The 12,763-nt window shown below is 32.1% G+C and carries 13 protein-coding genes and 1 pseudogene; 5 read left to right on the top strand and 9 right to left on the bottom strand.

What is annotated here, in order from left to right:
• Window positions 1–531: 531 nt before the first annotated feature.
• The 4 genes from ABEY15_RS21265 to rnz form a co-directional block, all read right to left on the bottom strand.
• Complete coding sequence (locus tag ABEY15_RS21265; protein WP_429892056.1) at window positions 532–1,173, bottom strand: PspA/IM30 family protein; 642 nt, start codon at window positions 1,171–1,173, stop codon at window positions 532–534.
• Between the two features lie 15 nt (window positions 1,174–1,188).
• Window positions 1,189–1,518: a flagellar basal body rod protein gene (locus ABEY15_RS21260; protein WP_429892055.1), complete on the bottom strand. Its 330-nt coding sequence runs from the start codon at window positions 1,516–1,518 to the stop codon at window positions 1,189–1,191.
• A 158-nt stretch (window positions 1,519–1,676) separates the two neighbouring features.
• On the bottom strand, window positions 1,677–2,429 hold the full coding sequence (locus ABEY15_RS21255) for a polysaccharide deacetylase family protein (RefSeq protein WP_429892054.1): 753 nt from the start codon (window positions 2,427–2,429) through the stop codon (window positions 1,677–1,679).
• 113 nt (window positions 2,430–2,542) lie between these two features.
• Entirely contained in the window at window positions 2,543–3,469 is a 927-nt protein-coding gene (gene rnz / locus ABEY15_RS21250; RefSeq protein ID WP_429892053.1) for a ribonuclease Z, read from the bottom strand.
• 147 nt (window positions 3,470–3,616) lie between these two features.
• Between rnz and ABEY15_RS21245 the strand changes: the two genes are divergently transcribed.
• The 3 genes from ABEY15_RS21245 (at window position 3,617) to ABEY15_RS21235 (ending at window position 5,935) form a co-directional block, all read left to right on the top strand.
• Window positions 3,617–4,732, top strand: coding sequence for a BMP family lipoprotein (locus tag ABEY15_RS21245; RefSeq protein ID WP_429892052.1), 1,116 nt, complete (start codon window positions 3,617–3,619; stop codon window positions 4,730–4,732).
• A gap of 72 nt (window positions 4,733–4,804) precedes the next feature.
• The gene (locus ABEY15_RS21240; protein ID WP_429892051.1) at window positions 4,805–5,188 is read left to right on the top strand and encodes a hypothetical protein; all 384 of its coding nucleotides are present in this window, start codon (window positions 4,805–4,807) and stop codon (window positions 5,186–5,188) included.
• Between the two features lie 135 nt (window positions 5,189–5,323).
• Entirely contained in the window at window positions 5,324–5,935 is a 612-nt protein-coding gene (locus ABEY15_RS21235) for a DsbA family oxidoreductase (RefSeq protein ID WP_429892050.1), read from the top strand.
• A gap of 170 nt (window positions 5,936–6,105) precedes the next feature.
• Here ABEY15_RS21235 and ABEY15_RS21230 read toward each other — a convergent pair whose 3' ends face one another.
• A complete protein-coding gene (locus ABEY15_RS21230) occupies window positions 6,106–6,270 on the bottom strand; it encodes a hypothetical protein (protein ID WP_429892049.1) in 165 nt (54 codons plus the stop codon).
• A 226-nt stretch (window positions 6,271–6,496) separates the two neighbouring features.
• Here ABEY15_RS21230 and ABEY15_RS21225 point away from each other — a divergent pair, with 226 nt between their 5' ends.
• Complete coding sequence (locus tag ABEY15_RS21225) at window positions 6,497–7,438, top strand: Gfo/Idh/MocA family protein (RefSeq protein WP_429892048.1); 942 nt, start codon at window positions 6,497–6,499, stop codon at window positions 7,436–7,438.
• Window positions 7,439–7,498: 60 nt separating this feature from the next.
• On the opposite strand, the gene ABEY15_RS21220 is transcribed toward ABEY15_RS21225, so the two are convergent.
• The 3 genes and pseudogenes from ABEY15_RS21220 to ABEY15_RS21210 all read right to left on the bottom strand — a co-directional run bounded on the left by ABEY15_RS21220 (window position 7,499) and on the right by ABEY15_RS21210 (window position 10,811).
• Window positions 7,499–8,362, bottom strand: a complete 864-nt coding sequence (locus tag ABEY15_RS21220) for an AraC family transcriptional regulator (protein WP_429892047.1) — start codon at window positions 8,360–8,362, stop codon at window positions 7,499–7,501.
• A gap of 265 nt (window positions 8,363–8,627) precedes the next feature.
• Window positions 8,628–9,743 (bottom strand): annotated as a pseudogene (locus tag ABEY15_RS21215) (RNA-guided endonuclease InsQ/TnpB family protein).
• Window positions 9,744–9,881: 138 nt separating this feature from the next.
• Entirely contained in the window at window positions 9,882–10,811 is a 930-nt protein-coding gene (locus ABEY15_RS21210; protein WP_429892046.1) for a DMT family transporter, read from the bottom strand.
• A gap of 195 nt (window positions 10,812–11,006) precedes the next feature.
• Between ABEY15_RS21210 and ABEY15_RS21205 the strand changes: the two genes are divergently transcribed.
• Window positions 11,007–11,927 (top strand): NAD(P)/FAD-dependent oxidoreductase, encoded by a 921-nt coding sequence (locus ABEY15_RS21205; protein WP_429892045.1) that lies wholly within the window; start codon window positions 11,007–11,009, stop codon window positions 11,925–11,927.
• A 156-nt stretch (window positions 11,928–12,083) separates the two neighbouring features.
• Here the strand turns inward: ABEY15_RS21205 and ABEY15_RS21200 are convergent, their stop codons facing one another.
• Complete coding sequence (locus ABEY15_RS21200) at window positions 12,084–12,461, bottom strand: hypothetical protein (RefSeq protein WP_429892044.1); 378 nt, start codon at window positions 12,459–12,461, stop codon at window positions 12,084–12,086.
• Between the last annotated feature and the right edge of the window lie 302 nt (window positions 12,462–12,763).

Here is a 12,763-nt window from a genome sequence, read left to right as displayed (position 1 = left end):
AAGAGAAATTTATTCCAAAATAATCAAAGAAAAGACAAAAAATTGGAATGATGAAGAGCTTATATTGACTTTTCTTGTAATCTACTTCCTCATAACGGGCTCATGAGGTACTTATATTGCCTTTTCTTCTAATTTACTTCCTCATAACGGGTTCATGAGGTACTTATATTGCCTTTTCTTCTAATTTACTTCCTCATAACGGGTTCATGAGGTACTTATATTGCCTTTTCTACTAATCTACTTCCTCATAACGGGCTCATGAGGTACTTATATTGCCTTTTCTTCTAATTTACTTCCTCATAACGGGTTCATGAGGTACTTATTATGCCTTTTCTTGCCATTTACTTCCTCATAACGGGTTCATGAGGAGTTTAAAATGCCTTTCTTAAGAATTACTTACTCATAATATCCTGTAGCAGATATCCTCCTCACTCATCTTCTCCTCCAGTAAAAAATTGAAATTAGGTAAGTTCTTCCTATTTATATCCACAAAAAAAGAAGAGATAAGTGATCTCTTCTTCTCGAAAATGATTATGCTTCTTGCTTAACTTTATTTGTCAGTTCTTTTTTTAATAAGTCAATTTTGTAATCAAATGATTGAAGATCAAATTCTGAACGAACTCTTAGCTCTAAATCACGAATTTGTTTTTCAAAGTAGTTGAAGTCAATTGATGGCATCTTACTATTAAGTAAATGATGAGTTTCATTTATTTTTTTTGTCGCGTGAGCCATGTTTTGACGAGACATTAAGTCATATTTTTTCGTATGAAGCTCTTTTAACTTTTTTTCAATTTGATTAACTTGTTCATGCATAAAGCTAATTTCTTCTTCTGTTTTAGCGATTAATGTAACAAACTTTTCAGCTTGTTCTTTATAAAAAGCTAGATCTTCAGTTGCACGTTTGATTAGGTCTTCTGCACCAGCTTCATTTGCAACCTTTAATTGCTCTTCACGTTTTTGCACCATTTGAAGTGCTCCCTCACGTTCGACCTGAAATTTCGTACGTAATGAGTAATGCCTTTCAAGTAATCCCCTTACTTTTCCTAATTCACTTTCAGATTGTTTAATGAAGTAATTTAATTGTGAGATTGGATTTTGTTGTTCTTTCTCATCTAATATACCATGTAAATCCGCTGAGATTTGATTTTTAATACGAGTAAATAAGTTTTTCATAGTCATACACTCCTCTTATTTTATAGGGTTGAAATTTTCATCATAAATATTAAATTCATCATCTTTAAGTTTTTTTTGATTTTTATAATCTTTATATAGGTAATAAAGCAAAATTGCTGCTGCTGCACCTATTAAAGAAGGAAGACCACTTATTGCAATCGATAAACCGATTAATCCAATAATTGTCCAGATGATTTTCATTAAAATCGAATTTGTTTTCATAAACTTTTTAAAACTGAAATATGTGATTACTAATCCAAGTGCTAAAGTAATCAAGCCACCTAAATTCGCTAAAGCAACTCCAATTAATATTAGTACGAGGATAAAAGTTAAGAACTTCTTCATGACCTCGTCGCCTCCTTTCAACTTATACTCTTATCTTATACAAGTTTTTATATCGGAATAATGGCCTGAGGAATGGTTTTATATCAGACTTAAGAAGGAGAAGAGCAAGACAAACAAAAAACCAGATCAATTTGGATAATCCAATGATCTGGTTTTGGCTAAAAATTAGGAAGTTTAACTCCTGCTTTTAATTGTAATAATTGTGATACCGTTACAAACTGATAGCCTTGCTTTTGAAGAGCTGGTAAGATTTGTTTCAGTGCTTCGACAGTTTGACTACGGTCCCCTCCGTGATCATGAAAAAGAACAATATCTCCTTTTCTAGTATCTTTTAATACATTTGATACGATTTTATATACTCCAGGATTTTGCCAATCAAATGTATCCTGATGCCAAGACCACATAACGGTTAAATAGCCAAGATCATGCACAGTATTTATCGAACGCTCACTATAGTAACCAAATGGTGGTCTAAATAATACTGGTTCGACATGGGTTGCAGCAATAATTGCATCATGAGTTTTATGTAATTGATCTCTTATTTGTTCATCAGTTAAATACTGAAGTCTAGCATGCGTATATGTATGATTCGCAACTTCATGACCTTCTTTTATTTCTCTCATGACAACTTCAGGATATTTCGCAACTCTCTCACCGACTAAAAAAAATGTTGCTTTAGCATTATACTTCTTTAACAAATCTAAAACTTCTGGGGTATATTCATCATTCGGCCCATCATCAAATGTAATTGCTATTACTTTCTCTTTTACAGGTACCTCCCAAATAGCAGTACCTTGCTTTTCGTAGTAATATCGATTTTTACTTTCAGCTGATGCATTAATAGAACTGGAAAAAATAAATTGGAAACTAAAAATAAATAAAAGGATAACTTTTAACTGTTTCAAAGCCATGACCTTCCTTTTACACAGAATACTTATATCATGTCTCTAAACTATTCTTTTATGTACACTTCTCAACTTTTTAAAAGCTCTGCATCTTAACTGAAAATTTCAATCGTGAAAATTTAATCGTTTCTTATAATTTCGTATTCATCAAAATCATTCGCTATATATGTATGTTCAAAGATTTCACGTGCTTCATCTAATAATTTTTTTGAAGCTTCCCCTTGATATCTTGCACTTATATGTGTTAAATAGAGTGTTTTAAGTCCCTCACACTTAGCCACATTTGCAATTTGAGTACTTGTTGTATGGAAATAATCATATGCATGAGTTGTTTCATCGTCTGCAAAGGTTGATTCATGCACTAATACATCCATACCTCTTGCAAGCAAATTACTTTTATCAGTTATTCTAGTATCCCCTGCTATTGCTATGCGTCGACCTTTTTTTGAAGGTCCAATATAATTCTTACCATTTAAAATTCTTCCATCCTCTAAAGTTACTGTTTTCCCTTCTTTTAGGAATTTATAAACTGGCCCTGGTTTTACACCAATCTTCTTTAATTCCTCTACGTTCAATTCTCCAGGTAAATCCTTTTCAATAATTTGATAACCAAATGATTGAATTCCATGTTCAAGTTCTACTGCTTGAACAATAAATTGGTCATCTTCAAAAACGATCCCTTCAGAAGTTTCAACATAATGAATCGGATATTTCAAATAAGTACCACTAATTTTAAAGCTAGTCTCTACATAATCCTTTAATCCTTTTGGTCCATAAATTGTTAATAAATCTTCTCCACCTAAAAAAGTTCTACTACTTAATAATCCAGGCAATCCAAAGATATGATCGCCATGGCAATGAGTAATAAAAATTTTTTCGATTCGTCTTGGCCGAATTGTCGTATGTAATATTTGATGTTGTGTTGCTTCACCACAATCGAAAAGCCAAGTCGCTCCTCTTTCCTCTAAAAGCTGTAATGCAATACTTGTTACATTCCTACCTTTTGATGGCATTCCTGCTCCCGTTCCTAAAAATACAAGCTTCACGTTAATGCCTCCATCTTAATCATTTCTAATTGTTACAGTACCACTTGTATATTAAATTGCCAACACTTTAAAGAATGATTTATGAATTGATTGGGAAATTTACACAATAGAGCTTAGTTTTTTAAATATAAAATATGGAGGAAAACAATGCGAAGACGTTTTTTCCAAATCGCCACTGTCTCATTAATTGCTAGCCTAACATTAACTAGCTGTGCTAATCGAAATAATAATATAAGTGCATCGGAGAAAGAAAAAGAAAATAATTTTAAAATTGGAATTGTTATGGGTAAAACTGAAATTCACGATAAAGGATTTAACCAAGCAGTTTGGGATGGTATTAAAAAAACTGGTAAGAAACATGGTTGGAAGGAAAATAAAAATTATGTAAAAACTGATGCACCAACAGACAAAGCAGCAAAAAAAGAATTAATGAAGTATGCAAAGAAAAATTATGATTTAACATTTGGAATAGGCTATTCATTTCAAAAAGCCATCTCAGAAGTTGCTAGTAAAGAAAAAAAATCTGACTTTGTCATAATTGATGGGATTGTTGAAAGACCAAATGTCGTAAGTGTTACCTATCGTGAAGAGCAATCAGCATTCCTCGCTGGTATTGCAGCAGCGATGAACACTAAAACGCATAAGATAGGATTTATCGGTGGTACAAAAGATCCATTTATAAAAAGGTTTGAATACGGATTTAAAGCAGGTGTTATGTCTGTCGATCCAAAAATAAAAGTATTGACCGAATTTGCAAATTCATATGATAAACCTGCAGACGGAAGTAAATTAGCAAAATCCTTATACAATGATAAAGGTGTAGATATAATTTTCCAAGTAGCAGGAAAAACAGGATTAGGTGTATTTACTGAAGCTAAAAAATTAAAGAAAAATGGGAAAAAAGTTTGGGTAATTGGTGTTGACCGGGATCAATATAAACAAGGATTACCGGAAAATGTCACCCTAACATCAGCAATTAAACGAATTGATAAAGGCGTAGATGAAGTAATTACAAAAAAATTAAAAGGGAACTTTCAAGGTGGGCGCATTTTGAGATGGGGCATAAAAGAAAATGGCGTTGATCTTGCAAAAACAGATAAGAATTTAAATAAAGACACAAAAGAACAAGTTGATTTATATAAAGCAAATATAAGAACAGGGCATATCGAAGTACCAGAAACAAAAAAGGATTTTGATAATTTCTCTCCTACGAAGCCTGAAAAAGCAGAAATTAAAAAGAAAAAAGTAAAAATTGGTAAATAAAAAAATCTTGTCCAATTATATGAATATTCTGCATATAGTATAGTACCAACAAAAAAAGTTAGGTGTGATACTATGTCAATTCGAGATTTCATATTACTCTTCTATTGTTTTATCATCTTTTTATCTGTACCAATTGGGTATAGGTATGCTTCAAAGAAAACAAAAGAAACTGGACAATTTTTACCGTATTTAGTAGTATCGCTTGCCATTGTTTTAGCAGACGGAATCCTTTCTATTTTAGTTTGGTCACTATTTACATCACAAATGGATACATTCATGTATATAGGTGGATTACTTACTGGAATGATTTTCACATCAATTTGTGGTCTATTACTACTATTCGTTTTACTTTTAAGAAGAAAATATTTTTTAAACTCATTTGTTGATCTAAACACTGCTAGAATCGGAACAAATCCACCACCTGATGATCAATCTACGAATGATTTAAAGAAATAGGGCTCTCATGCTCTATTTCTTTTTTACTTGAAAATCAGTTATTCTACCTAAAAATTTCGTAATTCGAAGCTAATAAATTGAGATTTAGTTCTAATATTGTTTATACTTTCTTTAATTGATTTAGGAGGTTTCAAAATGAAAGTTACAATTTATTCGGACTATGTATGTCCATTTTGCTATTTAGGAAAAAAACCACTTGAGGACGCTATGAAAGAAGTTAGCGATGTAGAGCTTGAATGGAAACCATTCCAATTAAGACCTGAGGGAGCTGAACCTTTGAGTCCAAATAGTTCTTATATTCAACAAGGATGGAAATTCGGTGTTCAACCACTTGCACAAAAACTTGGTGTAGAGATGATTTTACCAACTATGGATCCCCATCCTTCAACTAAAAAAGCTCATAGAGGCTTTCTATTCGCAGAAGAAAATGGAAAAGGTGCTGAATATGCTCAAGCAGTTTTAGCAGACTTTTGGACAGAAGGTAAAGAAATTGGTGATGTAAACGTACTTGCAGATATCGCTGAAAAACTTGGCCTAAACCGTGCTCAATTCATAGAAGCTGTTTCAAATACAAAGTATGACTCATCAATCCAAAACCCTAATTTTATTAATGCAGTACCAACATTTATAATTGGTGATCAAGTTTTACAAGGTGTTCAAAGTAAAGAAGCATTTATTCAAGCATTAAACAACCAAAAACTTGTTGAGCAGTCTTCATTAAGCTGCGACATTGATGGAAACTGTTAATAATCTTTATAATTAATAAGGATGTCCCATAAGTTTGTTTTATTTACTAACTTATGGGACATCTTTTTTAATTTTAATAAATCAACTGAGATAAACAATTTTTTGATTCTTATTTTGTTAATAGTTCTTCGATTTATTCTCAATCAAGAACAAGTAATCACAAATAACAATCATTTCCCAGCTATATTAACTTTACTCCAATCAATCACAAACGGATTACTAGTTAAATTTTTTCTTACTTCAGTTACAGTACTCATTTGCTTTTTTATAACTTCTGATTGAATTAATTTTTCTCCATCCCCACTACCATCATAATACAAAGGCTTCTTCTCCATGATGTCACCTCCATTACTTATCATTGAATTATATTCTCTTTCTGTGTCGAAAACCCCTTTTTGAATTTGGTAATTCACAAAACTTTTTACTCAAAAATTGTTTTCCTATGAGCAATTTGTAGGGCTTCAAATTTTTTCAGTTAAGAACATCGTATCTATTTCTTTAATTTTTAAATTTTTCTTACTATAATTACAATATAAATCTACTTTGAAAGGTGTTTTTCTCATGATAAAAGTTGGTATTATTGGTCTTGGCGCAATTGGCCAAAGATTAATTCCTTTATTTTCAAACCACCAAGAAACAAAAATAGTAGCAATATGTGACACATTAGAAAAAAGAGTTCAAGAAACGAGTAGCCAATTAGAATCAGTTTTAACTTTTACAAATCATCTTGAGATGCTTGAAAATGCTGAACTTGATCTCGTTTATGTTACTGTACCTCCAAAATACCATTATTCAGTAGTAAGTGATGTAATCGCAAAAGGAATTAATGTCCTTTGTGAAAAGCCTTTGGCAAACTCAACAGAGGAAGCTCTAGGACTTTATACTCAAGCAAAAGAAAAAGGTATTTTTCACGCTATGAACTTTCCATTAAACTACAATGTTGGTAGTAAGTCTTTTGCTAGCCTTATTAAATCCGGATATGTTGGCGACTTAAGAAGAATCGAATTAAAGATGCGTTTTCCAAATTGGCCGAGACTATGGCAACAAAATGAATGGGTTGCTACAAAAGAACAAGGAGGTTATGTATTAGAGGTTGGTGTGCATTATATTCAACAAATTCAAAAGATTTTTGGTAACATGAAAGTCAATACGAAACTTATGCAATATCCCGCTGACCCTCTTTCTTCCGAAAATGGAATTATCGCTTTTTTAGAATTAGAGGATGGCACTCCTGTATTAATAGATGGCTTAAGCCAAATTGCAGGTGAAGAAGAAATTAAATTTACGGCATACGGTTCAAAAGGAACTCTTTCTTTAGTAAATTGGGCTAATTTAGAAGGAGGAAAAATCGGCGAGCCAATTCAACAAATTGAAGCCGATCAAACTTTAGCTGATTCATTAATTGACAATTTAGTAAAGGCTCTAAAAGGTCAAGAAGCTACAATTATAGATTTCTCTGAAGGCTACAAGGCACAAGTAGTTTTAGAAGCATTAAGAGGATAAATTTATACATAAAGATAAAAGGTGCTCTCTTAATTGAGAAGCACCTTTAAAAAATTGATATTATTTTACCGGAATCCAAATTTCAGTATAATAATCTTCACTAAATGGATTTCCTTCTGGATAAAGTTCAAATTCTGGGATTCCTGCATGTGAATAGCCGCTTGAAGGAAACCACTCCGAAAAAATCTTCTTCCATGCCGATTGCATTGCGTGCGGCATTGCTCCGTGAACACCAAATACAGCCCATTTTGATGAAGGAATGTCATGATGATAAAAACCTTCTGGTACATCTCCTTCGTATTCGGTTGCAACCCAATATTCTAGCAGATTTTTTGATTTTTGCTCGTCGCTCATCATACACACACCTAAAACACCTTTAATGTCACCGTTGTTAATTTCGTACAAGCGATCACTCGTACCATTTTGATTAACCTCTTCCCACATTTTAGGAATCAATTGCTGTTGTTGATCATTCAAATAAGAAAACTCTTTTTTCACGCCAACTACTTGAAAAGCACTTTTTTCAACAATATTAAATTGCATTGGTTCTGCTCCCTTCAAACTCACCTGAATAACGAGGCGGTTATATGATTTTAGATTTCCAATAAATTTTCTTGCTTCACTTGGTGTTACGCCATGCTGTCTTCTAAACGCTTTTGCAAAAGCCTCAGGAGAGTCATACCTATATCTCAAGGCAATGTCAATTATTTTATGATCAGTAGTTGTTAATTCATTGGCGGCTAGCGTCAATCTTCTTCGTCTTATATATTCAGCTATATTAATATCAGTTAAAATTGAAAATGTTCGCTGAAAATGAAAAACAGATGAATTAGCTTGTTTAGAAATTTCTTCAATCGTTAACTCGTTTAATAAATTGTCTTCAATATAATCAATTGCCTTTTGTAAAGATTCAACCCAAGCCATATGACTCCTCCCTTAATTACATCCTAACAAGTTAAATTTATTGAGTCCTGTCTTTTTATGCTCTTTAGTGACAGATAATCGTCAATTAGCCGTTGCCAAAAACTTATAAAAATCAATAAAAAACTATTATTTTTATAGATTTCGTTTATTTCCCTTTTCTACGTGTCCGATTTTGCCTAGTTAGGCTACTTTCGTTTGGTATAACACTCCAAGGGCGTAAATTCGGATACAACGAATCCTACATATCAGTAATGACGTCTAGGTATCAGTTTACTAATTTATATCGTGACAAGTTGATTGCTGCGTTTAAATCTCGATCGATTTCATGACCGCATTCACATTTGTATAATCGGTCTGATAGTTTTAAATCATTTTTCTTATTTCCACAACTTGAACACGTTTTAGAAGATGGGTACCATTGATCAGCTTCAACAAATTCAATCCCATATTTTTCACATTTATATTGAATTTGGAATTTGAATTTAAATAAACACTGCTTCGCGATTGCTTTTGACAGGTGCTTATTCTTCATCATTCCCTTGATATTTATAGCTTCCATTACGATGCGATAAGGTTTGGTTTTCACGATTTCGCTCGTGGATTGATGAAGATGATTTAGTCTGATATTTGTCAACCTTCTATGGAGGTGTTGTATCTTTTTTTCGATTTTTATAATGTTGCTTGTTTTGACGAAACGGTTACCCTCCTTATTCATTTCATATTTACGAGAAACTCGACGCTGCAACCTACGCAGATGTTTCTCTGCACTTTTAACAGTATCTGTTTTGTTTATATTGTTCTTCTTGGTGCCATCTGAACAAACGGCTAATTTTTTTATCCCTACGTCAATACCCAGTGAGACGTTTGTATGTTCAACTGTTGCTTTAATTTCTTCAATCCCTACAGATATATACCATTATTTTCCATCGTTACTAATTCTAGGATTATAGTATTTTTCATCCGGTATCAATTCAGAAGTTACAACCCAACCGACCTTTTCAATCAACACTTTCTTTCCTTTTACTTTCAACTTCACATTATCGTTATAAAAGGATGGTTTTGATTTTCTTTTACTTTTGAATCGTGGTTGATCTGCTAACCCTTTAAAGAACTTTTCATACGCATGACAAAGATCTTTTATCGCTTGTTTTGTAATATTATTCGATACTTCATACAACCTTGAAAATTCATCAATTTGTTTCAAACCAGTCAATTCTTTTCTTAACAGGCCATCAGAAATAAACTTCCCACTGTTTTTATAGCTTTCTTTCTGTTTGGACAAAGCCCAGTTATAAGCCCATCTGGCAGTTCCCACTGATTTCCATAATTGTGTTTCTTGTTCTTTAGTTGGTCTTAATCTTATCCTTTTTGCAAGTATCAATGTTTTATTCATATGATTAAGAGTTTGTTCAGTTCCACCGATCGAATCAACTTTCAAATTACTCACCTCATGTATTCTATATAAACACAATGAGTGATTTGCATTTAGAACAAATTGTGATATTTTTATAAATTTAATTTAACAGTTGTTAGCCTCTTTTCGATCAGCCATTGATAGAATGACAATCGTACTTATAATACATAGGCTACCTATCCAGTCTATCATTTCAAAATTTACTCTTAACCAAATGACTGACAGTACAGCTGCTGATAGTGGTTCCACACATGCAAGTAAGCTAGATTCGGAAGCATTAATATACTTTAAACTCTCTAAGTAGCAATAAAAGGCTATTAACGTTCCAAATAGAACAATAAAAATTACTGCGAAATATGCACTCATCGACCAATGACCTTGGAAATTAAAAGGTGAATGTATGAAGCTAAAACAAATTCCACCGATTAGCATTCCCCAACCTACTACGATTGTCGACCCAAATTTTTTTAAAAGATTTTGAGGCTGTAAAGAATAAAATGCCAAAGCAAAAGCTGAAGCAAGCCCCCAAAATAATGCCCAACCAGTAATAGACAATCCTTTAATCGTTCCATGTGTTACCAATAAAAATGTCCCTGCAAGCGCTAAAATGACAGCCAGTACTTCTTTTCTAGTTGGTACTTTTTTGAAACGCATTGCTAAATAGACTGTAATCATGACAGGTGCCAAATATTGTAAAATTGTCGCTGTAGCAGCATTTGAAGCTTTTATTGCGGCAAAGTATGTATATTGAACTGCTAACATTCCAAGAATACTAAATAACAATAAACTTAAGACATCCTTCTTATCCTTCCAAATTTCTACTATATTTCTTTTTTCTTTCAGACTAGCAAAAATTAATAGGATGAATCCTGAAAACAATAATCGAATAACGACTAACCATTCTGGACTAAAATGATTTCTTTGAAAGACAAATTGTGCAACAGTTCCAGATATGCCCCATAATATTGCTGCAGTTAATACGAGAATAATTCCCTTCGTTCTAAAATTTGTTAAGGCAATCTTATCTGAACTCATTCTTACTCCCTCCACAAAAAACAACAAATTAAAATAAGTTAATAGAAAAATCGTACATAAATATTCAGAATTTATCAATCAAAAATCTCTTAATTTTCAGCAATTAGATTAATTGAAAAATTATGATTAGAAATTGCTTAATTGGAAAAATTGAACATATACGATTTTGTATTAAATGATTTAGGAGACAAGTCTATGAATGAGTTATATGAATGTATCATAGTAGGGGGAGGTTTCGCAGGTTTACAGGCATCAATTCAGCTTGGTCGGTACCAAAGGAATGTACTCGTAATTGACTCAAATTATGGGCGCTCAACATTATGTAAAACATATCGTAATATATTAGGTTGGCCGAATAGTATAAGTGGACAAGAGCTTAGACAACTAGGAAGAAAACATGCTGAAGTTTATGGTGTATCATTCACCCAAGATAATGTAATAAGTATACAAAACGTAAACAATCAATTCTTAATAGAGACGAAAGCAGGAAAATCTTATTCTGCTAAAACAGTCTTACTAGCAACTGGACTAATTGATCGAATTCCTCAAATTAAAAATCTAGTCGATTGTCTTGGATCGACAATTTATGTTTGTCCAGACTGTGATGGATATGAAATTTTAAATAAAAGTGTTTTAATACTTGGATCCGGTAATATTGGTGCAAATCTCGCCATAACATTAGCTTATTGGTCAAAACAAATTACATATATTAATCACGAAGGACATGACCTTGATTCCAAATTAAATGACCAACTACAGAAAATTGGAATTCACTATCGAAAAGAAAATATTAAAGAAGTACTCAAAGAAAACGATTCCACTTTTAAAGGTATTTGTTTACAAAGTGGTGATATAATTTATGGGGACCGCGCTTTTATTGGTTTTGGTGGAAATGAAGTACAAAATAATCTTGCTATCCAATTAGGAGTAAATCTTTTAAATAATAAGCATGTTATTGTAGACCCACGGACAAAGGAGACGAATGTTCCAAATGTATGGGCAGCCGGCGATTTAGTAGCCCATTCCCAACAAGTCACAATAGCAATGGGCGATGGTACCCAAGCCGCTGTTTGGATTCAAAAAAGATTATTAGAAATGAGTGTAAAAGATTCATAAATAAAGCGATTTGATCCCCCATCTCTTTATACAACATAAGCTAAAAATTTCCTACACACCTTATCCATCACTAACAAACTTACAAATTAAGTTTAACTAAAAAAGTATTACATCATTTAATGAAGTAATACTTTTTTGCTGTTTCAACAAATGGTTTTAGAAAAATACTTTTATTAATGTATACATAGTGAAGATTGCTAAAATAAACACTAAAATTGGTATTAATATTCGTATGAAAGTTGAGGGCATTCGATATCTTCTATAAGTATCCTCAATACAAATAATACATAGTAAATAGATTAATCCTGATATGATTGCTCTAGCTAAATCAAAATTCCCAAGTGATTTAATGGTGTGATTAACATGCTGAAATATATAAAATTGTACAAGATTAAAAATTAAAAATAATAAAAAATAATAAAATACACTTAATAAATAAGTACTAAATTTTATTTTTTCACGCTCAATATTTTGACGTTTTCTAATAAAGCGCTTCTTATGTCGCTCTTTCCTCGGTATAAATTGTTCGTCCATTTTAGTACATCCTTAGTTTAAAAATTGAATTATTTAAATCAAATTCTTACCTATATTGTACATAAACATTCCATTATTTAAAAATTTATAATACTTCACTACAAAATTTACATCAAACTAAATAATCATAAAAATAATTATACCAAATTTCATTGAATACATTTACTATTTTTTTCCAAAAAAATATAAAAAAAGTGTACTTGGAATGAATCTAAGTACACTTTTTGGTTGAGCCTTATTTACAATACAGAATGCTGTTTTCCATGGGACATGAGAGTTGAGCCATTTCGCTGTTTTGACAA

Origin of the sequence: Gottfriedia acidiceleris (assembly GCF_050457485.1) — a bacterium.
GTDB lineage: Bacteria > Bacillota > Bacilli > Bacillales > Bacillaceae_G > Gottfriedia > Gottfriedia acidiceleris_D.
The sequence above is the reverse complement of the archived record's forward strand: the minus strand, read 5'-3'. Positions and strand labels throughout refer to the sequence as shown.